The following is a 23,501-nucleotide window of genomic DNA, read 5'->3' as shown; positions in this document are numbered from 1 at the left end:
TTCGGACATCACCGCCCTCGGGACGCGTCAGCGTTCGAAGCGCTCGACGGCGTCCTTCGCCTCCTTGAGGCCGACACCGGTCTCCTCGCGGTAGACCTTGATGGCCTCGATCTTCCTGCCGCGGGCCAACAGCTCCGCCACTCGCGGGGTGAGACCGCCGCCCGCACCCCAGCCCTGCAGGGAGTAGGGCGCCTGCAGGCCGGCCTGGTTGTAGAGCACGTCGATGTGGCGCTCGATCGCGGCGAGGCGGGCCTGGATGTCGTCGGTCATGGTCCATTCCTACCCCAAGGACGCCCCACGGTTCCGCCAGCGGCGCCGTCGGTCTGGCGATAGAACTGAACCCATGGCGATCCTGTGGCCCACCGAGCCGGACTTCGGGCGGAACACGGCTGAGGAAGTGCTCTGGCGCGCGCTCGCGGAGCAGTTGCCCGAGGACGCGACGCTGCTGCACTCGGTGAACCTGCTCGAGGAGAGCACCGAGCGGGAGATCGACCTGCTCGTGCTCTGGCCCGGCGTCGGCATCGCCGCGATCGAGGTCAAGGGCGGCACCGTCTGGCACAACGAGCAGGGCTGGCACCAGGGCTCGGCCACCGACTCCCACCGGATGAACCCGGTGCGTCAGGTGCAGGACGCCCGGCACGTGCTGCAGGAGAAGCTGCGCCGGCGTGGGGTCGGCGCCGGGCAGGCTCGGACCGCGCATCTGGTCGCGTTCCCGCACACGCGGTTCGCGCAGGACTTCGAGACCAGCGACTGCCCCCGGTCGATGATCATCGACCGGGATGACGTCGCCGGCGTCGCCGCGCGGGTCCACCGCGCGATCGTCACCCACGGACAGGGCGTGCGAGGCCTCGACGAGGTGGACGCCCGGGATCTCTACGACGTGCTCGCCGGGCAGCTGGGCGCCCAGGTCGACGTCCTCGGGGAGGCGCGCGCCGAGATCGACCGGCTGGACCTGCTCACGCAGGAGCAGGTCGGCATCCTGCGCGTCGTCGCCGGGCACCAGCGGTTCCAGGTCGTCGGTGGGGCCGGGTGCGGCAAGACGTGGCTGGCTCTGGAACAGGCCCGACGGCGTGCGCGTGCGGGCGAGCGCGTCGCCCTGCTGTGCTACTCGCGTGGGCTCGGCCGGTACCTCCAGCGGGTTACGAACACGTGGCCGCGCGGCCAGCGCCCGGCCTACGTGGGGCTGTTCCACGACCTGCCGCTGGGCTGGGGCGCCGCGACCGGCACCGACGACGACGCCGACTACTGGGAGCGGCGCCTACCGCTCGAGCTCGCCGACCTCGCGACCCGGCAGCCGCCGTCGGAACTCTTCGACTCCGTGGTCGTGGACGAGGCCCAGGACTTCGGGGACCTCTGGTGGACCTCGCTGCTTCGCTGTCTGAAGGACCCGGCGCGCGGCGGGCTGTTCCTGTTCGGGGACGCGGGGCAGCGGGTGTTCGCACGCGACGGCGCTTCCCCCATCGATCTGCCTCCGTTCGAGCTGGACGAGAACGTGCGCTCGACGAAACCGATCGCTCAGCTGAGCGGCTCCGTGAGCGAGCGGCGGATCACCCCGCGCGGCGGCACGGGCGCCCCGGTGCGGCTCATCGACGTGCCGGCCGAGGACGCCGTCGAGGCCGCGGACGACGCGGTCGAGGCCCTCCTCGAGGAGGGCTGGGACCCGGGCGACGTCGCCCTGCTGACCACCAGGACAAGGCATCCGGAACAGGTGAACCGGATCGCCGCCGTCGGGCATGACGCCTACTGGGACGACTTCTTCGACGGGACCGACGTCTTCTACGGCCACGTGCTCAACTTCAAAGGTCTGGAGCGACCGGTCGTGGTGCTCGCGGCGAACGGGTTCCGGGACTCCGAGCGCGCCCGCTCGATGCTCTACACCGGCCTGTCGCGGGCGCGCAGCCTGCTCGTGGTGGCCGGGCCGCGCGCGGAGATCGAACGGATCGGCGGCGAGGCTGCGCGGCGCCGGCTCGGCGATGCCGAGGCGTGGGCGCCGCCGGGCTGAGCCAGGGGCATCTCAGGCGACGCCCAGCCGCAAGGCCTACGCTGCTGCTCATGGGCGAGGCGACCGTGACCGAGCCGGCGGGTGCCGGAGGCGCGAAGGAACCACGGATCCGGGTCACCCTCTCCAACATCAGCGTGTACCCGCGCAAGGCGCCGTTCGCGTTCGAGATCGCGGCCGAACTCGGCTACGACGGCCTCGAGATCATGGTGCTGCCCGATACGACCACCAAGGACGCGAGGGCCCTGAACCGGCTCGCGGCCGATCACGGGCAACCGGTGACGAGCATCCACGCACCGTCCCTCGTGCTCAGCCAGGGCATCTGGGGCCGGCTGCCGGGTCCGAAGCTCGAACGCTCCGTGGATCTCGCCCTCGAGGTCGGCGCGGAGGTCGTGGTGGTGCACCCGCCGTTCCGCTGGCAGCGCCGCTACTCCCGTGGGTTCGTCGATCACGTCCGGGCACTGTCCGAGGCGACCGGCGTGGTCGTCGCCGTCGAGAACATGTACCCCTGGCGCAACCGTAAGCGCGAGATGGTGCGCGCCTACCTGCCCGGCTGGGACCCCACCGAGCACGACTACGACCACGTCACCCTTGACCTGTCCCACGCCGCCGTCGCCCGCCAGGACAGCCGCGCCCTCGCCCGGCAGTTCGGCCCGCGGCTGCGGCACATCCACCTCGCCGACGGCACCGCCTCGATGATGGACGAGCATCTGGTGCCCGGCCGAGGCACCCAGCCAGCCCGGGAGCTCCTCTCGGACCTGGTCAGCAGCGGCTGGTCGGGGGACGTCTGCGTGGAGATCTCGACCCGCCGCGCGAACTCGGCCGCGGAACGCTACGAGGACGTGGCCGCGTCGCTGAAGTTCGCCCGCACCTACCTCTCGCCCGGCCCGCACGCCGACTACACCCCTCCCGAGGGGGCGCACCACCGGCACCTCGACGCCTGGTGAGCGGGGCCACGCGAGGCCGTCTCCGGTTATCCACAGTGGTGTCGTCGTCTCAGCGAGTGTCGGTGGTTTGTCGTACGTTTGTTTCATGACCGGTGAGGGTGCGCAGGGTGAGGGGATGCATTCACGCCCCGGCTGTGACGTGCCGTTCCTCGCGATGGCGCCGTTCCCGGTCCGCAGACGCAGGCGGCGGGGGTCGACGCTGGAGCTCGAGCCGTGGCAGATCCCTGGCGACCCGAAACTGATCGGTGGCCAGTTCATCGGGCCGGCGCCGATGCCGTATCAGTGGTCCGAAGAGGCCCACGCCCTGGAGATCACTCCCGCCGGGGCGCATCTCGCAGCGCTGTTGGACGAGCTCGGGACCGACGATCTGCTCGACGAGGAGTTGATCGAGGTCGTCGCCGCGACCGAGCGGATGAAGTCCTGGGCCACCGCCCGCCAGGCCGCCGCGATCAACGAACTCGCCCGACGTCGAGCCATGCACCACCTCGAACGCAACGAGCTCGGTGTCGAGGTCTCGGCCCGGCTCGCAGTCACCAACACCGCCGCGCAGGCCATGGTCGCCCGCGCCCAGAACCTCGAACAGGCCCCCGAGGTCTTCGACGCCCTCGCGACCGGGCAGATCGACTCCCGCCGCGCCGACGTCCTCATCGATGCCACCATCACCCTGGACCACCTGCGCGCCCGCGGCGTGCACCGGGCCGTGCTACCCGGCGCCGGCCACCTGACCTGGCGTCAGATCGAGACCCGCGCCAAGCGGGCCGTGATCGAGATCGACGGACCCCAGGCCGAGCAGCGCCACACCAAGGCCCGCAAGGACCGGCAGGTGCTCGTCAAGGCCGACGCCGACGCCATGGCCTGGCTCTCGGCTTATCTACCGGCCGACGACGCGATCACGATCTTCACCGCCCTCGACCAGATCGCCGGCACCCAGGCCCCCGGGGACGACCGCACGATCGGTGCCCGCCGCGCCGACGCCCTGACCGACCTCGCCCGCGAGATCCTGGCCACCGGCCACACCCCCGACGGCAACGCCCTGCCAACCCGCCAGGGCGCCCGACCACACCTGTTCATCACCGTCGCGCAATCGACCCTCGACGGCGACGACGACAACGCCGCACAACTCGGGGGCTACGGCCCGATCCCTGCCGCCGTCGCCCGCGCGATCGCCTCCCAGGCAACCTCCAGCACCATCGCCACCGACCCCGACACCGGCACCTACACCGGTGGCGCCGACCCCCAACGGATGTCACCAGCCACCGGGCACCTACCGCACGCCGGACCGAGCGACCACGACGAACCCAGCAACGACGACAGGCCCAGCTGCACTGGCGAGCCCGGCGACAATGGCGAACCCGGCGACGGCGGCGATGACGAGCCCGGCGGCAATGGCGAGCCCCGCGACGGCGACGACGACCGGCCCGGCGACCACGATGACGACGGCGGCGGCAACGGCGGCGAGCCCCGCGACGGCGACGACGACGAGCCCGACGGCGACGGCGGCACCGGCGGCCGCGACGCTGGTTCCTCGCAGTCGGTGTCAGCCGAAGTCGAACGACGATCGGAGACCGTGAACCCACCTGTCCCAGCGCGGACCGAGCCCGCACCCGCCGACCCATCAGCCGAGCCTGCGAGCCCCACCGACCCAGCCGGCCCAGCCGGCCCAGCCGAGCCGGCGAACCCGACCGACCCGGCCGACCTGACCGACCGCCAGGCCGGCACCGTGGCAGATGTCGGCGTGCCCTCAAGTACCGACACAGCACCCGCACCGGTGCCCGTGCCCGTGCCGGTGCCGGGTCTGCATTCCGTCGAGGGGCTGGATCTCGCCAACCCGCTCGACCTGATTCGCTGGGTCAGCGCGCAACCGGCCGACGGCCGTAGCCCCGTCACCCTCCTGCGCGAGGAACTCGGCATCATCGCCGCAGACTCCTACGCACCCTCAGCCGAACTACGCCGGCTCATCCTCGAACGAGACCGGACCTGCCAGTTCCCCAGCTGCGCGATGCCCTCATGGCGCGGCGAGATCGATCACATCATCGCCTTCGACCCCACCCTGCCCGCGTGGGCCCAGACCACCGACCTCAACCTCAGCGCTCGCTGCAAACACCACCACCAGCTCAAGACCCGCGGACTGTGGACCGTGCACCGCGAACCCGAGACCGGCACCTCCGTCTGGACCTCCACCGCCACCGGGCACACCTACCGCCGCGAACCCGACAAACCCATCCCCGGACTCACCGCGACAGAGGTCGCCAGAGCCCTCGAGAGCCTCCTCGACGAACTCCCACCCTGGGAGCGCCACCACCGGCGCGTGTCCTACCGGGCCGGCTACCTACCCGACCGATCCGACGGAGCCGACACCCTCCACGACATCCGGGCCGCGATCCGCGAACGCGCCCACCGCGACAACCCCACCCCGACCCGAGCACCCGACCCCGACGCCACCGGACCACCCCTCACCTTCCCCGACGAACCGACCTTCTGACGCGACGAATACGCCGGTCGTGATGCGCGCCGACTACCCCGCTCCCGTCCTACCGCACTCTGTCCGGCGTCACCAGCGAGCGCGTCTCGAACCGGCGCCCGGTGCGATACCCGAGCCCGGCGTAGACGGCCAGGGCAACGGCGTTGTCGGTGTAGACGCCAAGGGTGGCGACGCCCGCGGTCTGGATCGCGCGGCGGGTCAGCGAGGCCGTGAGCGCTCGCCCGAGGCCGCGGCCGCGGTGGTCGGTGTGGACGACGATGCCGGCCAGGTGTGGTGCGCCGGAGGCGAGCTCATGGAGTGAGCCGACCGCGATCAGGTCGCCCTGGTCGTCGGCGACCCCGAGCCAGAGGGTGGCGAAGCCACGGCCCGGGAAGCCTTCGAACCCGGGGTTGTGCAGGCGGGCGAACACCTCGATCCGGGCGGCGTCCGCGGTGTCGTCGAGTTCGAGGAGGTCGACGGCGGAGCTCGGCGACTCGACGGGCGGCACCTCGGTCCACAGGAAGTCCCATCGGCCGGACCCGACCACGGTCAGCGGTGCCGGCGCTCGCAGTTCGCGACCGGCCGCCGTCGAGAACCAGTCGATCTGCGCGCCGCGTTCGCGCGCGCTTGCCGCGAGGAACTCGAGCGCCTCGGACTCCGCGGCGGCGGGAGCGTCGGGCGCGACGACCGCGGCGCCGCCCCAGTGCCCGCTCGGGCGCCAGGGCGCCACGCACGCCCAGCCGTGCTCGCCGGTCGCGGCGATCACGTCCGCGGGGATCGCCCACCGGACGTACGGGTCGTACCCGCTGCGCGCGAGGAGTGTCGCCCGGTCCACCTGGTGCCAGTTCACGCGGTTCAGGTTCGCACACCCGACTCCCAGGGGACTCCCAGCGGCGCGAGCTAGTCTTGAGCGCAGCAACCACCCACCCGCCGAAGGCCCTGATGACCGAACGCTCCCTCGGGGCCACGCCCTACGAGGTGCTCGGTGTTGACGCCGGTGCGTCCACCGAGGAACTGCGGCGCGCCTACCGGCGGCGGTTGCGCGAGTCCCACCCGGATGTCGGCGGGGACCCGGACCTCTTCCACGAGGTGCAGACGGCGTGGGAGCAGATCGGCACGCCCGCGCACCGGGCCCGGTACGACCGCGCGAACCCGCCGAGCGGCGCCCCGGCTCGTGGCACGGGATCGAACGGATCGCATCCGTCGGGACCCGCCTCCTCCCGGCCCGCCGGCACCGGCCCGCAAACCGGCGGCTGGTCCCACACCGGCGGCACCCCGGGCGCCGGTGGCCCGCCGGGCGGTGTGTACGGCGGTGGCGGACCCGTCTGGACGTCCGGCTCGAGCCGGGGCAGCACGAACGCGCCGTCGCGGGCCCGTACCTACGGCCACCCCGGCGGCTGGTCGCGCGAGCGCTACCTCACCCTGCTGCGGGAATGGGTGGGGCGCGGCGTCGCGATCGACGACCCGTACGCCGCGGACCTGGTGGCCCGGGCGCCACGCGAGATCCAGCACGCCCTGGCCGATGCGCTCGCTGAGGAGCGCACCGCGCGCACCCTCGGGGACCTCAGTTCCGCCTTCACCGTCTGGAACGACGTGGCCACCGGCGCCGGCAGCGGCGGCTGGGCCCGCGACGCCGACGCACCGGCCACGGACCCCGCGAAGATCGATCATGTCGTGCTCGGTCCGACCGGGCTGTGGGCGATCCAGTCCGAGGACTGGGGCGCCCCCGTGACGGTGCGCCGCGGTGACCTGGTCAGCACCGGCCTGCCCGCCGGTGAGCACCCGATGGCATCGCTTGAGCGACGGGCGAAGGTCGCGAGGTCGTGGCGGACCCGCTTCGACGCGCTGCTGGTGGTACTCCCCGACGATGCGCTCGCCGACGCCGCGGACTGGGTCCTGGTCCGCCGGCGCGGCACCCCGCGGCTGGCCGTCCGGGCCCGTGGCCTCGCTCGGCTGATCACCGGCGGCCATCCCGCCGTGCCGCGCCCGTCCGAAGAGGCGATGTTCGCCCTGCGCCCGCAGTTGCGGTCGTCGATCCGGTTCGTCTAGCACTCCTCGGGGTCTCGGTTCGAGCGGCGTCGCAGCCGCCCGGGCGTCGGCGTCGGTCTCGAGTCGGTTGACGGCAACGCGGCGGGTCGAATATTCTGGCGATGATGTGACGTTGCATCGCAGGTCGCACCCCCGCGCCCAGTGGCCAGATGGAGAGAGTCGATGACGACCCAGAACCTGCCAGAGCACGTCCGGCCCCAGGCACCGAACGTGCCGCCGCCTTCGGGAGCCCAGGCTCGGGTGGGGCGGCTCGACAAGACACCTGCGTTGACGAGGCGCACGATGCTCCTCGCGACGGGGGCGCTCGGGTTGAGTGGCTTCGGCGCCGGATTCAGCCTGCAGGGCATGCCTGCCCACGCCGAGTCGCCGGGTCTGGTGCTCCCTCTTGTCGACCCATTGCCTGGCGGGCTACCCGATCGTGAGCTGTTCGCTCCACATGAGCAGGTCTTCGGAGAGTTCGTCGGGATCGTCGCGCCGCTCGCGAACAGCGTCGTGGACGACGACCCGGACCTCTTCGGGTGGATGGAAGACGGCTGGTGGCGCACGCCGAACGATCCACGCAACTCTCGGATCATGGAGCACGTGGCGACCCTCTCCTGGTTCCTCTGCAACGACCGCGAGTGGAACCCCTACTACCTCGACGATGCCCTCGAGCGCCGCCTCGACGCCGCCATCGGGTACTACCTCTCCCTGCAGGGTCCCAGCGGGGCCTGGCCGGTGACCTATCAGGAGGAGAGCCTCGCAACCACGGGATTCGGCCTGTCCGCCCTGTTGGCGACCCTGCGCAATCTCCGGCTCGAGGATCGCCTTCCCGCGCGCCGACAGGAGATCGAAGCCGCCGCCGTACCCGCTGCTCGGTGGCTCATGGATCTGGATCGCCCACACTGGAGCCTTCCGATCCGCTACGCGAACCAGATCGCCGGTGCGCTGGCAGCCGTCGCCGACGCGGCCCGAACGATCCCCGCTCCGGACCTGGCCGCCGACCTCGACACTGGAATCTCGCTCTTCGCCGAGCATGCGCAGGCGCCGGCCGGCTACTTCCACGAGCCACTCGGACTGGACCAGCGGTACAGCATCGGCACTCAGTTCCCCGATCTCGCGTTGCTCTATCGGGACACCGGGAATCCGCTGATCGTCGCAGCGGTCGAGCGCTTCACCGAGTTCCTCACGTTCTCGCTGATCTACGAGCCGGACTCCGGTGGTGCGTACTACTTCTCATCCGCGTGCGGACGGATCGCCAGCTCCGCTCGGCCCGACCCGCTGTCCGAGGCCGGCGACACGAGCGGCCTGGCGCGGGACTTCATCCCGCAGGTTCCTGCGGTCGGCACGTTCTTCGTCTCGAAGGAGGAGAAGGACGCAGCACGGCAGGCCTGGGCGAGCGACACCCGGCCGGTCACCCCGAAGAGCAAGGGCAACACTGAACCGCGGTCGCTCCTGCACGGGCCGTTGGCACCGGACAACGTGACGGCCTCCGAGCGTCAGGCCCTCCTCGCCGCACTGCCGTACCAGCGTCTGGAGACCTTCACCCGGCACCTCGTGGGCACGATCGATCAGAACCTCCTGTTCGTGCGCCGACCTGGGTACTACCTGGGCGGCGTGACCGGCGAGCGGGGCGACGCCGGCAGCGGTCCGTCCATGGTGCGACTCGGAAGCGGGTTCCTATGGCACCCCAGCGCAGGGATGTTCATCCACTCGTTGAACGACACCGCCGACGGACACTGGACCACTCTCGGCGACGGTGGACTCGACCCGGCCCTGTCGAGGCTCGACGCGGCGTACTACGACGGCCCGACCACCGACGGCGGCAGGCTCGAGCCGGACGAGCTGTCGGCCCACGAGGGCACCTTCACGCAGCGGCTCATCTCAGCACAGACAGGGATCGTGACCGAGACGACGTTCCTCGCCGGTGGGCTGACCCGGCGGGTCACCGGCGCTGGTTCATCGCAGGAGGTGCTGCCGCTCACGTTGCGCCAGGAGGACGTCCTGACCTTCTCCGACGGCACGACGGCACTGCGCGGGGAAGAGCACTCCGTCCTGGCCGAGAGCGTGATGATCACGCGCAACGACACCTCGCTGCTCATCTCGTGGGGTGTGCCGATCCCGGTCACGCTCGAGCCCACCGGGCGGAAGTACTTCGTGGGAGGTGTCAGCGAGCAACACCTGCTCAGGGTGCCTCACTCGGGTGACCTGACCACGCAGGTCACCAGCCTGGAACCGGACACGTTCGCTGAACCGGTCCGTTGCAGTGTGACCGCGGTGCGTCACTCGCAACGGGACACGAGCAATGTCACGGTCCAGGTCACGTCGCTCGAGCAGAATCCGGTCGACATCAGGATCGTCGCCGAACATGCAAGCCGGTCGATCGACGCGCTTGCGCCCGGAGCGCGTACAGACCAGGTGTTCACGGCCGGACAGGCCCGCGCCGCTCGAACCGTGGTGGTCATCGCGACGACGTCGGGCTCGCAGTCACGGACCCGGGTGTGGCGGCTGAACCTTGAGGCTTCTGGTCATTGAGCCGATTGGTGGACACATCAGCTGCGTACCCGACCGCCGCGCGGGGCTACTCCCCGCCGACCCAGGACGGGTCCGCGAGGAGCGCCTGCAGCTCGTTCACGAACCTGGCCGAGTGGAAGCCGTCCGCAGCGGCGTGGTGGACCTGTAGCGAGAGCGGCAGGAACACGCGACCGTCACCCTCCTGGTAGCGCCCGAGCGTGAAGATCGGTGCGAGATGTCGCCAGGCGTCACGGATGTTCAGGTTGAAGCCGGTGAACGAGGCCCAGGGCAGGCTCGACACGTCGAAGGTGTTCGGCGGCTGCCCGCCCTGCGGGAAGAACTCGGTGCTGTCGCGGTACCGGTCGAGCAGATCTGCCGCGCCGTCATGGAAGGTGCCGAAGTCCGCGTCGTAGGGGGCCCAGGCGCTGGAGAACGTCTCCCGCTCGGCGTTGAAGATGGTGAACGAGGGGTGCAGCACCGGCCAGGTCGCCGGAGCGTCGGACTCGGCCAGGCACATCCGGAACTCCTCACGCCGGTTGACGATCGTGCCGAGCGCCCAGATCTGGGCGACGTACGTCCTCCGGGGAGAGTCCCGCAGCGCCCTGACGAACTCCGTCACGTCGAGCTCGACCGTCATCGAGTACGTGCACGGCACCGCGTGGAGGTAGTGCTCGAAGTGCTGGCGCCGGGGCCAGGTCGCGAGGTCGATCGGGGTCGGGGTGTCCATCCCTCCATGGTGGCGGCGGACGCGGTGGCGATCGACTTGATTTCCCGCCCCCCGCGGCTCGGCCCGTGACGACCTCGACGACGGGTCAGCCGGGCCGCGCCTCGGTGCGGCGGGATCCGAGGCCGCGCATGAATGCGTCGATCGTGGTCGTGGAGACCCGCATCGTCTCCTGGAACTCGTGGGTCGCCATCCGCGCGTACAACTCGGGCTCCGGGACATCCTCGACGTGGGTCTGGATCCACCACAGATTGCCGAAGGGGTCCGCCAGGCGGCACCCACGGTCACCCCAGGGATTGGTACCCAGCGGTGTGACCAGACGAGCTCCGGCGGCAACGGCACGCTCGGTGACCGTGTCGCAATCGGCGACATACATCGACAACATCGCGGGAGTCTCGGGCCAGCCCGCTCGCGACTCGAACGCCATGACGATCGAATCCCCGATCGCGACCTCACCATGGCCGACCGTGCCGTCATCGTTGGGAACCCGGCCGCGGTCGACCGCTCCGAACGCCTCGATGACGAAGTCCAGGAATGCGTGCGCATCCTTGACCACGACGTACGGCGTCACCGTGCCGTAGGTCACCACATCCTGACTCGAACCGCTGTCCTGTTCCATGGGAGATCCTCCTGAGTCACAACGCCGCTGAACCATCTCTGGAGTGACGGTAGGGCAGGTATAGGCCGGTTCTTGGCCGCTACCGGCGAACGACTCGACCGAGGCGCCGACCTGGCGGCATCCCTGCACCGTCCCCGTTGGAGAAAGCACTGGCGCAGTCGGGGAGAATGGGGGCGGTGACCGAGGCGACTGACGAGACGGGGCGCACGCCCCGCCGTCGGCGACCCCGCCGGAGGCGCCCCGGAGGGCGACCCGCCGAGCAAGGCAGCACGCCTGCGAACACTGGCGTCGGCAAGCTCGAGAGCGGCGGCACGGACGACGGGGCGCAACCGCGCACCGCACCGCCCTCCGACGACGAGGCTCGCCGCTCGGGCCGCGGCCGCAATTCCGGCAGAAGGCCCGACGGCGGCCCTCGCCGTGGTCACGGAACGTCCGGTGGCCGCGCGGGCGCCTTCCGCGCGCCGAGCCCCGAGTTGCTCGCGAAGCGCCGGGCGGCGCTGCCCACGATCTCCTACCCTGCGCAACTGCCGGTCTCCGCCCGCCGGGAGGAGATCGCCGACGCGATCCGCGACCACCAGGTCGTCATCGTGGCCGGCGAGACCGGGTCGGGCAAGACCACCCAGATCCCGAAGATCTGCCTGGAACTGGGCCGTGGCATCACGGGCACGATCGGGCACACCCAGCCCCGCCGGATCGCGGCGCGGACCGTCGCCGAACGCATCGCCGAGGAGCTGGGCGTCGAACTCGGTGGTGCGGTCGGCTACCAGGTGCGGTTCACCGATCAGGTCTCCGAGACCACGCTGATCAAGATCATGACGGACGGCATCCTGCTCGCCGAGATCCAGCGCGACCCGTTGCTGCGCCGCTACGACACGATCATCGTGGACGAGGCACACGAGCGGACCCTGAACATCGACTTCCTGCTCGGGTTCCTGCACCAGCTGCTGCCCAAGCGCCCGGACCTGAAGGTCATCGTCACCTCCGCCACGATCGACTCGGAGCGGTTCGCCCAGTACTTCGCCCAGCCCCAGCACACGGACGTGCCGGTGGTGGAGGTGTCCGGCCGGACCTACCCGGTCGAGGTGCGGTACCGGCCGCTGCTGGCGGACTCGGGCGACGAGCTCGACGGCCCGCTGGACGAGGATGCCCCACCGCTGCCGGACGAGGAGGCGATCGACCAGAACACCGCGATCTGCCGGGCGGCCGACGAGCTGATGGCCGAGGGCGGCGGGGACATCCTGGTGTTCCTGTCCGGCGAGCGGGAGATCCGGGACGCCGCCGACGCGCTCGCCGAGCACCTCGGGCCGCGGTACGTCGCGCCCGGCGGTGCGCGTGCCTCCGCGCACGCGGCGAACGCGGTCGAGGTCATCCCCTTGTACGCGCGCCTGTCCGCCGCGGAGCAGCACCGCGTGTTCGAGCGCCACACCACCCGGCGGATCGTGCTCGCCACGAACGTCGCCGAGACCTCGCTGACGGTGCCGGGCATCCGGTACGTGATCGACCCCGGCACGGCCAGGATCTCGCGCTACTCCAACCGCACCAAGGTGCAGCGGCTGCCGATCGAGCCGGTCAGCCAGGCCAGCGCGAACCAGCGCGCGGGCCGCTGTGGCCGCGTCGCGGATGGTATCTGCATCCGGCTGTACTCCCAGCGGGACTACGAGGGCCGACCCGAGTACACCGAGCCGGAGATCCTGCGCACGTCACTGGCGTCGGTGATCCTGCAGATGACCGCGCTCGGACTCGGGGACGTCGCGCGGTTCGACTTCCTCGACTCCCCCGACTCGCGCGCCGTCAAGGACGGCCTGCAGCTCCTGCACGAGCTGAACGCGATCGAGGCGGAGTCCGCCACGACCTCGAGCAACCAGCTCACGAAGGTCGGGCGTGCGCTGGCCCAGCTCCCGATCGACCCGCGCCTTGGCCGGATGCTCGTCGAGGCGGGACGGCTCGGGTGCGTGCGCGAGGTGATGGTCATCGTGGCCGGCCTGTCGGTCCAGGACGTGCGCGAGCGGCCCAGCGAACACCAGCAGGCGGCCGACGAGAAGCACCGCAGGTTCGCCGACCCGACCTCGGACTTCCTGTCCCTGCTCAAGCTCTGGGACTACCTCAAGGAGCAGCAGGGCGAGCTGGGGTCCTCGGCATTCCGGCGGCTGTGCCGCTCCGAGTACCTGAACTTCCTGCGGGTGCGCGAGTGGCAGGACGTGCACACCCAGCTACGGCAGATGGCCAAGCCGCTCGGCCTGGAGAGCCACCACCGTGGCGACGCCACCGACCCGGACCGGGTGCACCAGGCGCTCCTGTCCGGGCTGCTCTCGCACGTGGGCTCCTGGGACGAGCGCCGCCGCGACTACGCCGGCGCCCGCGGCACCCGCTTCGTGATCTTCCCGGGCTCGCACCTGGCGAAGAAGAACCCGGCCTGGATCATGGCCGGCGAGCTCGTGGAGACGTCCCGGCTGTTCGCGCGCACGGTCGCGCGGATCAAGCCCGAGTGGGCCGAGCCGCTGGCCGGGCACCTCGTCAAGCGCACGTACTCCGAGCCGTACTGGTCCAGCAAGCAGGGCGCGGCCATGGTCAAGGAGAAGGTGCTCCTGTACGGGGTGCCGATCGTGAACGAGCGTGCCGTCCCGCTGGCCCGGGTGGATGGTCCGCTCGCCCGGGAGCTCTTCCTGCGCCACGCGCTCGTCGAGGGCGAGTGGCGCACCCACCACGCCTTCTTCGCCGAGAACAACCGCCTCCTCGAGCAGGCTCAGTCCCTCGAGGCCCGGTCCCGCCGTCGGGACCTCGTGATCGACGAGGAGGGCCTGTTCGACTTCTACGACGAGCGGATCCCCGAGGACGTCACCACCGCCCGGCACTTCGACGCCTGGTGGAAGGATGCCCGCACCGAGACGCCGGACCTGCTGAGTTTCACCACGCAGTTGCTGGTCCCGGAGGCGGACGCCCTGGACGCGAACGCGTTCCCGGACACCTGGCGCCAGGACGACCTGACCCTGCCGCTCACCTACCAGTTCGAGCCGGGCGCCGAGGCCGACGGCGTCACCGTGCACATCCCGATCTCGGTCCTGAACCGGGTCCGCCCGGACGGCTTCGACTGGATGGTGCCCGGGCTCGTCGCCGAGCTCGCGGTGGCGACGATCCGGTCGCTGCCGAAGGCGCTGCGCCGCCAGCTCGTGCCCGCACCGGACGTCGCCCGGGAGATCGTCGCCCGGCTGCCCGACTGGTCCGAGGCCGCGCCCGCCGGGTCACCCACGTTCGCCGAGGCGTTCGCCAACACCGCCCGCGCGCTGCGAGAGGTGGAGATCGACGACGACTCCTGGGCGCCCGACCGGCTGCCCCCGCACCTGCGGATGACGTTCCGAGTGCAGACGGACCGCGGCGCCACGCTCGCCGAGGGCAAGGACCTGGTGCTCCTGCAGCGCCAGCTCGCCCGGGAGTCCCGGGACGCCGTGCGCACCGCGGTCCGCACGGCGCTCACCGAGGCGCAGGCGGCCTCGCTGCGCCAGGGCGCGCGGCCCGACGGCGAGGGCCGGCTGAGCGCCGACGGCACCTCGGGTGGTCGCGGCCAGGGCGCGGTGGCCGACGGCGTGGGCCGCCCGGGTGGTCAAGGCACCCCGGGTGGTCACGGCGCCCCGGGTGGTCACGGCCCGGTTCGTGCGCGCGGTGGGGCCGGCGGCTCGGGCAGGTCCGACGGCGACGGTTCCCCTCGCGACCCGGGTGGCCGCGGGCTGACCCCTGGCCTGGCCGAGCAGGCCGGCCTGGCCACCTGGCCCGACCTCCCCGGTGGCCGGATCCCGGACACGGTGTCCTCCGTGGGCGCGGCCGGACTGGAGATCCGCGGTTACCCGGCCCTGGCGGACGAGCGCGGCGACGTGGCGCTGCGGGTGCTCGCGAACGCCCCCGACCAGGCGGTCAGCCACCGCGCCGGGGTGCTGCGCCTGCTCTACCTCGGCTCCGCCCTGGCGAGCGGGCGGATCACCTCCCGGTGGAGCGGCGCGCAGTCGCTGACCCTCGCGGCGAGCCCGTACAGGAACACCGACGCCCTCGTCGCCGACCTCCAGATCGCCGCGATCTCGGCGCTGGTGGCGGGCACCGATCTCGCCGGGGTCCGGGACCGGGCCACGTTCGAGGCCCTGCTGGCCCGCATCAAGCCGGCCCTGGAGGACGAGGTGCTGCGCGTCGCCGAGCTCACGGTGCGGATCCTGACCGCCTCCCGTGAGCTGGACGCGACGATCCGCGCCACCACGTCGATGGCGCTGCTGAATGTGCTCACCGATGTGCGAGACCAGCACGCCGCCCTGGTCCACCCGGGGTTTCTGCGCGACACCCCACCCGAGCACCTGGTGCACCTGCCCCGCTACCTACGGGCCGCCGTCGTCCGCCTGGAGAAGGCGGCCGAGAACCCGAACCGGGACGCCGATCGCGCCTGGACCCTCGGCGAACTGCACGAGGCATGGTGGTCGACCACCCAGGCCGCGGCCCACGACCCGGTCCGCGCGGTCCGGCTCGCCGAGATCCGGTGGCAGCTCGAGGAACTGCGGGTCAGCTACTTCGCGCAGCAGCTCGGCACACCGATGACCGTCTCGGACAAGCGGATCCGCAAGGCTCTCGCCGACGCCTGAGCACCCTGGCCCACCGGCCCACCGGCCCACCGGCCCACCGGCTCACCCACGCCAGTCGTCGAGCGCGCTGAAGCCCTCGGTCAACTCACGATGGAACGAGGGTTTCCACGCACTCGGCCCAGTCGTACTCCCGTGGCTTCCTCCGCAGGCAACCCGGCCACCGGTTCAGCCGGCCAGGCGGGTGCGGAAGCAGTCGGCCAGGTACGGCAGCTCGATGTTCTCCCGGCCGGCGAGCTCCGGGTGGCCCGCGAGCAGGTCCCCGACCGCGCCGAGGACGTCCGCCTGCTGCTCCGGTGTCGCGGTGATGAAGTAGCTGCGCGAGCGGACCAGGTCCAGGAGGCCTGCAGCGGTCAGCGTCTGCTGCCACGGGATGCGGAGGCTCTCGACGGGCCCGAACGGGGCGCTGATGTGCGGTGCGACCTCCTGCTCGTCGCGTTCGTGCAGCCGGGCCAGGATGTCGCCGAACTCGGCCACCCACGCCACCGACTCGTCGCGGGAGTTCCAGACCAGGCCGAGCGTGCCGCCGGGCCGCAGCACCCGCGCGATCTCGGGTACCGCGGCGGCCGGGTCCACCCAGTGCCAGGCCTGCGCCACGGTCACCGCGTCCACCGCGTTGTCCGGGAGCGGGAGGTCCTCGGCGGTCCCCACGAACGTGGGCACACCGGGCACGTGCACGTGCAACTCGCCGAGCATGTTCGGCGACGGGTCCACGGCCACCACTTCCAAGCCGCCGCGGTCGACCAGGAGCCGGGTCAGTTTGCCGGTGCCCGCCGCCAGGTCGAGGACCCGCTCCGCGGTCTCCGGCACCAGCCAGTCGACGGCGGCCGACGGATAGGAGGGCCGGGTCGCCGCATACACCGCGGCCGCCCGGTCGAAGGACAGGGCGTGTTCGGTCATCGAACTGCGGTTTTTCACGACACCATTGTCCCGCCGAACCTGCGCCCCGCGCGCCATCCACAGGCCAACGCGGCGGGTGTCGGACGCGCCATCTAGCGTCGTGCGTAGTTGCCCCTCCTACGACAGTGAGGATCGAATGGATCTCAGCGATGCCGACGCGCTCGGCCGCGAACTCATGGCCGAGCACGGCCTGACCGGTTGGACCTTCGGGTTCGACAATGCCAAGCGCCGCGCCGGTGCCTGCCGCTACGACCGCCGTCGGATCACGATCAGCCGGTACCTGACCGCGGTGCACGAACCCACGCAGGTGCGCGACACCCTGCTGCACGAGATCGCCCATGCGATGGCGGGCCACGGGGCCGGCCACGGGCCGCACTGGCGCCGGATCGCCCTCTCGATCGGGTGCACCGCGCATCGCCGGGTGCCGGCCGGGGCCGGCGAGGTGCCCGCACCCTGGGTCGGGATCTGCCCGGCCGGGCACGAGCACGCCCGGTTCCGGCGCCCCACCCGGGCCCTGGCCTGTGGACGGTGCTCGCCCAGGTTCTCCGCGGCGCACCTGATCGTCTGGCAACGGCGGGACGCGAACGTGCGGCGCTAGTCTGGACGGACCCGAACGGGAGCAGGTGCGCGATGGATGGCTCGGCGCACGCGGTCGTCGCCGCCGCGATGCGGTCCGTCTCGCGCGCGGACTTCCTGCCCGCGGCCCAGCGCCGCAACACCGGCCTGGACCAACCACTGCACCTGGCCGACGGTCAGACCTGCTCCCAGCCCACGACGGTGCGGATCATGCTCGAGCTGCTCGCCGTGGTACCGGGCCAGCGGGTGCTGGACGTCGGCAGCGGGTCCGGGTGGACGACGGCGCTCCTGGCCCACCTGGTCGGCTCGACCGGCCAGGTCGACGGCGTGGAGCTGCGCCCGCAGCTGGCCGAGTTCGGGCGGGAGAACGTGGCCCGGGCCGGCATCACCCATGCCCAGGTCCATGTGGCTGTCGACGGTGTGCTCGGCTGGCCGTGGCGTGCGCCGTACGACCGGATCCTGGTCTCCGCGGAGGCGCGGAAGGTCCCCCGCGCGCTGGCCGAGCAGCTCGCCGACGGTGGCCGGATGATCATTCCCGTCCGAGGCCGGATGACGATCGTCACGATGGCCGACGGCGTCCCTTCCGCCGAGCAGGCACCCGGCACCTACCGCTTCGTGCCGCTCATCGAACCGAAGCAGAGGTGACCTGGGACGCCGGCCCCGCGCCGCGTCGCTACGGTGGTCGCGTGACCGATCGCTTCCAGGTGGTGCCCGCCGCCTACGTCCTGCTCCGCCGCGAGACTTCCACCGGTGAGGAGGTGCTGCTGTCCCTGCGACGCGGCACCGGCTACATGGACGAGCACTGGGCCCACGCGGCTGCGGGGCACGTCGAGGCGGATGAGTCGGTGCACGCGGCCGCCATCAGGGAGGCCCGGGAGGAGCTCGGGATCACGGTCGCCGAGCCGGACCTCGAACCTCTGTGCACCATGCACCGCACGCACGGGAACGGCCGCGCGATCGACGAGCGCGTCGACTTCTTCTTCTCCTGCCGTAGCTGGTCCGGCGACCCGTCGCTGATGGAGGCGGACAAGGCCGCCGAGCTCGCCTGGTTCCCGCTGGATGCGCTGCCCGAGCCCGTGGTGCCGCACGAACTGGCCGTCCTTGAGTCCATCCGGACCGGCACCCTGACGCCGATCATGGTGTACGGGTTCGGGGGTAGCGCGAACTGACCGCCACCTCACCCCTTGATGCCGCCGGCGGCGGCGAAGCCGGTGCCCAGGCTGCGGCCCATGAAGAGGTACAGCACGACCACCGGCAGGGAGTAGAAGATCGAGAAGGCCGCGAGTTGCCCGTAGGCGACCTGCCCGTACTGCGACGAGAACGTGTAGAGGGTGACGGCGGCAGGCAGTTGGTCCGGGCTCAGGAGCAACATGAACGGCACGAAGAAGTTCCCCCACATGCCCACGAAGGTGAAGATGGTGGCGACCGCGAGGCCCGAGCGCATCAGCGGGATCACGACCGACCACAAGGTGCGGAGCATCCCGGCGCCCTCCGTCCATGCGCTCTCCTCGATCTGGATCGGCACCGCATCGATGAATCCCTTGGTGAGGAAGATCGCGTAAGGCAGTGCCGAGGCACCCAGGAACAGGATCGCGCCGACCATCGAATCGATCAGGTTCACCCGGACGAACAGCGAGTAGACCGGGATCATGATCGCTGTGATGGGCAGCCCGGTGGCGAAGATGATCGTCAGCAGGAGCGGCCTCTTCGCCCGGAACCGGTACCGGGAGAAGGGGTAAGCGCACAGCACGGCCGCCGTCATCGTCACCACGGTCGCACCGCCGCACAGGATCAGCGAGTTCGTCAGCGGCCGGAACGTCGTCTCGGAGTTCCAGATCGCCTGGAAGTTACCCAGACTCCACTCGGCAGGCCAGCTCACGGCGAGGCTGGCCTGGGTGTCGAACGAGGCGAGGACCACCCACAGCAGTGGGATCACGAACGCGAGACCGATGACGATCATCACGACCGTCGCGGCCAGGGTCATCCCTCGCCTGCGCTGTCCGCTGCCGGATCGGGATGCCCGAGCCGGCACCCTCTTCGCGGTAGCGGTCCTCGTGGTGGACGCCGTGGTGGTCATCGCTTCTCCTCCTCGGGCAGCAGGCGCAGATAGCCGATGGAGGCGAGCGCCCCGATCCCCAGCAGCAACAGGGCGACGGCGGTGCCGTAGCCCAACTGGCCGTAGGAGAATGCCTGCTCGTACATGTACAGCGGTAGCGTCTGGCTGCGCTGGGCCGGACCACCGCCGGTCATGATGAAGATGAGACCGAACACCGAGAGCGTCTGCAGGGTGATGAGCATCAGGTTGGTCGCGATGGCCGGGCGCATCAGCGGGATCGTCACCGACCAGAACCGTCGTATCGGCCCGGCGCCGTCGATGGCGGCCGATTCGTAGATGTCCGAGGGGATGGCGCCGAGGGCGGCCGAGTACACCAGCATGGAGAAGGCCGTACCGCGCCATACGTTGGCGAAGCTCACCGCGAGGATCGGCAACGCGAACAGCATCTCCTGCGGGGGCAGGCCCAGCGAGGTGATGATCGCGTTCAGGCTGCCCTCGTCCGCGAAGAAGGTGTAGAGCAGGTAGCCGGCCACGACCTCGGGGAGGATCCACGCGGCGATCACGATGGAGGTCACGACGAAGGTGACGACGCGGTGGGACTTCTCCATCAACAGCGCCAGCAGCATGCCCAGGCAGTTCTGTCCGATCACGGCGGACACCACGGTGAACACGATGGTCAGCCCGACCGAGTTCCAGAATGCACTGTCACCGAACGCCTCGGCGAAGTTGTCGAAGCCGACGAATGAGGTCTCGGCCGCTCCTTCACCGCGGATCGCGTTGTCGGTGAAGGCGAGATACAGGGAGTAGAGGATCGGGCCGGCCATGAACAGCAGCAGCAGGATGAGGGCTGGGGCCATCGGGATCGCCCGCCTCGTGGTCAGCCCGTTGCCCAGCGGGGTGCGGCCCTTCTTCTTGGGCGCGGCCGCCGTCGCGGTGCGCTCGCTCGTCGCGGTCGCGCTCATCAGGACTCCTCCTGCACGTTGTCGGCGCCGACGATGTCGATGACGGCCTGGTCGTATGCCGCCTGAGCCTCCTCCGGCGTCTGCGCCATGGTCATCACGACCTCCATCGCGTCCTGGATCGCGGCGGACACCTCCGGGTAGTTCGGCAGCGCCGGTCGGTATCGCGCACCCTCGAGCAGTTCGGTGAAGAACTCCGCAGTAGGCGAGTAGGTGCGGTACTCCTCGACCGCGGCGACATCCGCGCGCACCGTGATGTGGTTGTCATCGATGGCGCGCTGCACGGAGTTCTCCGTGGTCAGCAGCGCCTCGATGAAACTGAACGCGATCTCCGTGTCGCTGCAGTACTGGGGTAGCACCCAGGACCAGCCGCCGGCGAGGGTGACCCAGCCGTTGCCGTCCCCGTTCTGCGTGGGCATCCGCGCCAGGCCCGTCGTCTCCGTCCACTCCGGCCACGGGCTCGGTGCGTCCTCCACCCAGTTCTGGGAGATCCAGGACCCGTCCAGCAGGATCCCGAGCTCGCCCGCGGGCATCACGGTGCTGTAGATGGACTCACCGATGTTGGGGTCGAGGTGCCGCGACACCGGAAGCGTCAACTCCTCCTCGAACACCGTTCGTAGGAACGTGAGCGCGTCCAAGAAGCCCTGGGATCCGACGACCCACTTCTGCGTGTCGGCGTCGTAGAGGCCGACACCCTCGCCGGTGCCGTAAAGGAGCATCTCGAAGCCCTGCATCGAGGCCTTCTCGCCCTGGGCCTTGCCGGAGAAGATGAAGAACGGCGCGACCTCGGGCACCTGCTCCTTGATGGTGCGGGCCGCTTCGAGGATCTCCTCCCAGGTGGTCGGCTCCCACGGCTCGGGCAGCCCCGCCTGGGCGAAGATCTCCTTGTTGTACCAGATCGCCCGGGTGTCGGTGTGTGTTGGTATCGCATAGATCTCCCCGTCCTCACCGGTGACCGCATCCCGCGACGCGGGTGCTACGTCTTCCCAGTGCTCCCACTGTTCGGCCAGTTCGGTCATCGGCTGGACATAGCCCGCACCGACGTCGGAGAGCAGGATGAAGGTGTCCTCGTACACCAGGTCTGGTGAGGTGCGTGGGGAGGACATCAGTAGCTCGTTCTTGGTGAAGTAGTCGTTCTCCGCCGCCACGATCGGCACCAGTTCGACGGTGCGTTCGGGGTGCTCCTGGGTGTACGTCTGCGCGGTGCGATTGATCCAGTCCTCCATCAGGGTCCCGGATCCGAACTGCTGGTATGCGATCCGGATGACGTTCGGGTCCTGGGTGCTGTCCGACCCGCAGGCGGTCAGCACCGTCAGCGGCAGGACGGTGCCGACCCCGGCCGCATAGCGCAGGAACGTCCGGCGGTCGGGGCCGTGCCTACGGTGAGTCGGAGTGTTCACGGCGAAGGCCTCTTCCTTGAGGGGGTCGCGGATGCTCACGACGGGTTGTTGCACGCTACCTCGGCCTCTGCGAGGAGGCACGGCGAGCCAAGCGATGCTGGACCAAGGGAGGGCTGATCAGCGCTCGCGCGCCCGGCCTCGCGAGGTGCTGGGGAGCGGAGGCCGGCCGATGAGCACCGCCGCTCCGGTGAGAACAAGCCACGCGAGGACTGGGTACGCCGTGATGCGTTGTACGGCGCCCGGGCCGTGAGTATCGAGCCCGAGCGTGTCGAGCGAGATGCCGACCAGCCCCACGCAGAGGAGCGATGCGGAGGCGACGGCGTAACCCTTCCAGGTGTGCCAGCTCGCCACGGCGGCGAGGAGCATCAGCAGGTTCCCGCCGCCGATCGCGGCCAGGGTACCTGCCGAGTGCAACGCCATCTGGCGGGAATCTCCGCCGATCGCCTCGATGACCGACCCGGGGAACAGGCCGACCATTACTACCCCCGCCGCGTGCAGTAGTGCGACCGCGAGCACCGGCCGCCGCCATCGTGACGTGAGGATCGGCGCGAGGGCGATCGAACCGAGCGCGACAAGGACGCCCAGGAGCACGAATGCGGTGTTGAACACGAGGTGCTGGGGCGAGCACACGTGGCCCCGTGCGAGGTCCACGCACTGGGTGAGGCCGAGGTCGCTGATGAAGTTGGACGACCAGCTGTAGCCGTTCGCCCAGGCGCTCGCCGCGACCACCTCGACCACGGGGTAGAGCAGGCCCGCGAGATACGCGAGACCACCAAGGGTGCGCCGCATCGATCCAGGGTAGTTGCCTGGTTCGGACCCGCGTCCTCGGTCGAGCCACCGCTCGTGGTCGGGAGGTCCGCTACTGGAGGGGTCGCCCGGTGCGTACCGGTGCCGGTGCTGCACCGGCACCGTGGTTCGTCCAGGCGCGCCCTCAGACCTGTGGTCCGTCGGTGCGGCGGGGCCGGCTGTCCGGCGCATCCATCGGACGCGGCTCGTCCGCGGTCCGTGGCGGGGTTCCCTGGTCGTCGGGCACATCCGGGTCGGCCAGGTCGGCCTCACGCAGGCGTTCGTCGGCCTCCGCACGTGCCGCGTGGGCGTCGGCGTCACGAACCTGCGACTCACGCCGGCGGTTCTCCGCGTCGACGCGGGCACGCTCGGCATCCGCGACCGCGCTGGCGGCGTCCGCCTCCGCGGCGGCCGCTTTCGCATCCTGCTGCTTCGCGTCGGCGGCAGCCCTCGAGACCTCTGCCTCCCGGCGTTGCGCCTCCAGCGCGGCAGCCTCGCCCTCACGCCGCATGTCAGCGGCCTGCTCGCGCTGATGCTCCAGCACGCGCTCCTTGCGGCTGCGGCTTGTGCGGCCCCACACGATCGCGATGATCAGAAGCACTGCTACCACGGCAACCACGATCCAGAGGATCGTCGAGGTATCCATGTCGTTCTCCCTTCCACACGCATCCAATCGCGGTTCGGGACGCGCCGCACGAGGAGACCTCGCCGGTGCGCAGTCACTCGGGAGACAGGCAGGGCACTGGCGAGCGGTCCCGCCGCGCGAGTGAGTCCTCGAGAGCATCGCGGTCACCACTGTTTCTGCCGCGCCGACCGACACTGAACGAGGCAGCGCTCCGCGCCAGATCTGACACCCGAGCCCGTTGAGCTGGCACGTGTGAAGGGATCCATGACCGCGCTACGACCGGAGCGTGCCAAC

19 protein-coding genes are annotated in these 23,501 nt (G+C 70.8%); 9 read left to right on the top strand and 10 right to left on the bottom strand.

Features of this window, described 5'->3' with window-relative positions; genetic code table 11:
- Positions 1-27: 27 nt before the first annotated feature.
- Positions 28-270, bottom strand: a complete 243-nt coding sequence (locus GKS42_RS01150; RefSeq protein ID WP_154792176.1) for a ribosomal protein L7/L12 — start codon at positions 268-270, stop codon at positions 28-30.
- A gap of 73 nt (positions 271-343) precedes the next feature.
- Here GKS42_RS01150 and GKS42_RS01145 point away from each other — a divergent pair, with 73 nt between their 5' ends.
- The 3 genes from GKS42_RS01145 (at position 344) to GKS42_RS01135 (ending at position 5,428) form a co-directional block, all read left to right on the top strand.
- Positions 344-2,002, top strand: a complete 1,659-nt coding sequence (locus tag GKS42_RS01145) for a nuclease-related domain-containing DEAD/DEAH box helicase (protein WP_154792175.1) — start codon at positions 344-346, stop codon at positions 2,000-2,002.
- 50 nt (positions 2,003-2,052) lie between these two features.
- Positions 2,053-2,946: a sugar phosphate isomerase/epimerase family protein gene (locus GKS42_RS01140; protein WP_154792174.1), complete on the top strand. Its 894-nt coding sequence runs from the start codon at positions 2,053-2,055 to the stop codon at positions 2,944-2,946.
- 85 nt (positions 2,947-3,031) lie between these two features.
- Positions 3,032-5,428, top strand: a complete 2,397-nt coding sequence (locus GKS42_RS01135) for an HNH endonuclease signature motif containing protein (RefSeq protein ID WP_154792173.1) — start codon at positions 3,032-3,034, stop codon at positions 5,426-5,428.
- A gap of 49 nt (positions 5,429-5,477) precedes the next feature.
- Here GKS42_RS01135 and GKS42_RS01130 read toward each other — a convergent pair whose 3' ends face one another.
- Positions 5,478-6,257 carry a GNAT family N-acetyltransferase gene (locus GKS42_RS01130; protein WP_168217693.1) on the bottom strand — a complete coding sequence of 260 codons (780 nt, stop codon included), beginning with the start codon at positions 6,255-6,257 and terminating at the stop codon, positions 5,478-5,480.
- 56 nt (positions 6,258-6,313) lie between these two features.
- On the opposite strand from GKS42_RS01130, the gene GKS42_RS26160 reads away from it, so the two are divergent.
- The gene (locus tag GKS42_RS26160; RefSeq protein ID WP_232847869.1) at positions 6,314-7,456 is read left to right on the top strand and encodes a DnaJ domain-containing protein; all 1,143 of its coding nucleotides are present in this window, start codon (positions 6,314-6,316) and stop codon (positions 7,454-7,456) included.
- Between the two features lie 162 nt (positions 7,457-7,618).
- Positions 7,619-9,970: a hypothetical protein gene (locus GKS42_RS01120; protein ID WP_154792171.1), complete on the top strand. Its 2,352-nt coding sequence runs from the start codon at positions 7,619-7,621 to the stop codon at positions 9,968-9,970.
- 46 nt (positions 9,971-10,016) lie between these two features.
- Here GKS42_RS01120 and catA read toward each other — a convergent pair whose 3' ends face one another.
- Together catA and GKS42_RS01110 are read right to left on the bottom strand one after the other, a co-directional pair.
- Positions 10,017-10,676, bottom strand: coding sequence for a type A chloramphenicol O-acetyltransferase (catA, locus tag GKS42_RS01115; RefSeq protein ID WP_154792170.1), 660 nt, complete (start codon positions 10,674-10,676; stop codon positions 10,017-10,019).
- An 85-nt stretch (positions 10,677-10,761) separates the two neighbouring features.
- The gene (locus GKS42_RS01110) at positions 10,762-11,292 is read right to left on the bottom strand and encodes a VOC family protein (RefSeq protein ID WP_154792169.1); all 531 of its coding nucleotides are present in this window, start codon (positions 11,290-11,292) and stop codon (positions 10,762-10,764) included.
- 167 nt (positions 11,293-11,459) lie between these two features.
- Between GKS42_RS01110 and hrpA the strand changes: the two genes are divergently transcribed.
- Positions 11,460-15,908 (top strand): ATP-dependent RNA helicase HrpA, encoded by a 4,449-nt coding sequence (gene hrpA / locus GKS42_RS01105; RefSeq protein WP_154792168.1) that lies wholly within the window; start codon positions 11,460-11,462, stop codon positions 15,906-15,908.
- A 165-nt stretch (positions 15,909-16,073) separates the two neighbouring features.
- Here the strand turns inward: hrpA and GKS42_RS01100 are convergent, their stop codons facing one another.
- Entirely contained in the window at positions 16,074-16,823 is a 750-nt protein-coding gene (locus GKS42_RS01100; RefSeq protein ID WP_232847868.1) for a class I SAM-dependent methyltransferase, read from the bottom strand.
- 118 nt (positions 16,824-16,941) lie between these two features.
- Between GKS42_RS01100 and GKS42_RS01095 the strand changes: the two genes are divergently transcribed.
- The 3 genes from GKS42_RS01095 to GKS42_RS01085 are packed head-to-tail and all read left to right on the top strand — an operon-like array spanning position 16,942 to position 18,550.
- Positions 16,942-17,403 (top strand): SprT-like domain-containing protein, encoded by a 462-nt coding sequence (locus GKS42_RS01095; RefSeq protein WP_154792167.1) that lies wholly within the window; start codon positions 16,942-16,944, stop codon positions 17,401-17,403.
- 32 nt (positions 17,404-17,435) lie between these two features.
- On the top strand, positions 17,436-18,026 hold the full coding sequence (locus GKS42_RS01090; RefSeq protein WP_154792166.1) for a protein-L-isoaspartate O-methyltransferase family protein: 591 nt from the start codon (positions 17,436-17,438) through the stop codon (positions 18,024-18,026).
- A gap of 41 nt (positions 18,027-18,067) precedes the next feature.
- The gene (locus GKS42_RS01085) at positions 18,068-18,550 is read left to right on the top strand and encodes an NUDIX hydrolase (protein WP_154792165.1); all 483 of its coding nucleotides are present in this window, start codon (positions 18,068-18,070) and stop codon (positions 18,548-18,550) included.
- A gap of 8 nt (positions 18,551-18,558) precedes the next feature.
- Here GKS42_RS01085 and GKS42_RS01080 read toward each other — a convergent pair whose 3' ends face one another.
- The 5 genes from GKS42_RS01080 to GKS42_RS25900 form a co-directional block, all read right to left on the bottom strand.
- Positions 18,559-19,365 (bottom strand): carbohydrate ABC transporter permease, encoded by an 807-nt coding sequence (locus GKS42_RS01080; protein WP_232848148.1) that lies wholly within the window; start codon positions 19,363-19,365, stop codon positions 18,559-18,561.
- A gap of 89 nt (positions 19,366-19,454) precedes the next feature.
- Complete coding sequence (locus GKS42_RS01075; protein ID WP_154792163.1) at positions 19,455-20,399, bottom strand: carbohydrate ABC transporter permease; 945 nt, start codon at positions 20,397-20,399, stop codon at positions 19,455-19,457.
- The gene (locus tag GKS42_RS01070) at positions 20,399-21,835 is read right to left on the bottom strand and encodes an extracellular solute-binding protein (protein ID WP_232847867.1); all 1,437 of its coding nucleotides are present in this window, start codon (positions 21,833-21,835) and stop codon (positions 20,399-20,401) included. Before GKS42_RS01070 ends, GKS42_RS01075 begins: the two co-directional genes overlap by 1 nt.
- A 78-nt stretch (positions 21,836-21,913) precedes the next feature.
- A complete protein-coding gene (locus tag GKS42_RS25905; RefSeq protein WP_168217692.1) occupies positions 21,914-22,585 on the bottom strand; it encodes a DUF998 domain-containing protein in 672 nt (223 codons plus the stop codon).
- 142 nt (positions 22,586-22,727) lie between these two features.
- Positions 22,728-23,228, bottom strand: coding sequence for a hypothetical protein (locus GKS42_RS25900; RefSeq protein ID WP_168217691.1), 501 nt, complete (start codon positions 23,226-23,228; stop codon positions 22,728-22,730).
- Positions 23,229-23,501: the final 273 nt, after the last annotated feature.

This window comes from Occultella kanbiaonis, from assembly GCF_009708215.1.
Lineage (GTDB): Bacteria > Actinomycetota > Actinomycetes > Actinomycetales > Beutenbergiaceae > Occultella > Occultella kanbiaonis.
This window is presented reverse-complemented; position numbering and strand designations above follow the sequence as displayed.

Bases quoted from the DNA above. Each gene is read 5' to 3' on its own strand.
- GKS42_RS01150 (WP_154792176.1), bottom strand. From the start codon at position 270: ATGACCGACGACATCCAGGCCCGCCTCGCCGCGATCGAGCGCCACATC.
- GKS42_RS01145 (WP_154792175.1), top strand. From the start codon at position 344: ATGGCGATCCTGTGGCCCACCGAGCCGGACTTCGGGCGGAACACGGCT.
- GKS42_RS01140 (WP_154792174.1), top strand. From the start codon at position 2,053: ATGGGCGAGGCGACCGTGACCGAGCCGGCGGGTGCCGGAGGCGCGAAG.
- GKS42_RS01135 (WP_154792173.1), top strand. From the start codon at position 3,032: ATGACCGGTGAGGGTGCGCAGGGTGAGGGGATGCATTCACGCCCCGGC.
- GKS42_RS01120 (WP_154792171.1), top strand. From the start codon at position 7,619: ATGACGACCCAGAACCTGCCAGAGCACGTCCGGCCCCAGGCACCGAAC.
- catA (WP_154792170.1), bottom strand. From the start codon at position 10,676: ATGGACACCCCGACCCCGATCGACCTCGCGACCTGGCCCCGGCGCCAG.
- GKS42_RS01110 (WP_154792169.1), bottom strand. From the start codon at position 11,292: ATGGAACAGGACAGCGGTTCGAGTCAGGATGTGGTGACCTACGGCACG.
- hrpA (WP_154792168.1), top strand. From the start codon at position 11,460: ATGGGGGCGGTGACCGAGGCGACTGACGAGACGGGGCGCACGCCCCGC.
- GKS42_RS01095 (WP_154792167.1), top strand. From the start codon at position 16,942: ATGGATCTCAGCGATGCCGACGCGCTCGGCCGCGAACTCATGGCCGAG.
- GKS42_RS01090 (WP_154792166.1), top strand. From the start codon at position 17,436: ATGGATGGCTCGGCGCACGCGGTCGTCGCCGCCGCGATGCGGTCCGTC.
- GKS42_RS01080 (WP_232848148.1), bottom strand. From the start codon at position 19,365: ATGACCCTGGCCGCGACGGTCGTGATGATCGTCATCGGTCTCGCGTTC.
- GKS42_RS01075 (WP_154792163.1), bottom strand. From the start codon at position 20,399: ATGAGCGCGACCGCGACGAGCGAGCGCACCGCGACGGCGGCCGCGCCC.
- GKS42_RS25905 (WP_168217692.1), bottom strand. From the start codon at position 22,585: ATGCGGCGCACCCTTGGTGGTCTCGCGTATCTCGCGGGCCTGCTCTAC.
- GKS42_RS25900 (WP_168217691.1), bottom strand. From the start codon at position 23,228: ATGGATACCTCGACGATCCTCTGGATCGTGGTTGCCGTGGTAGCAGTG.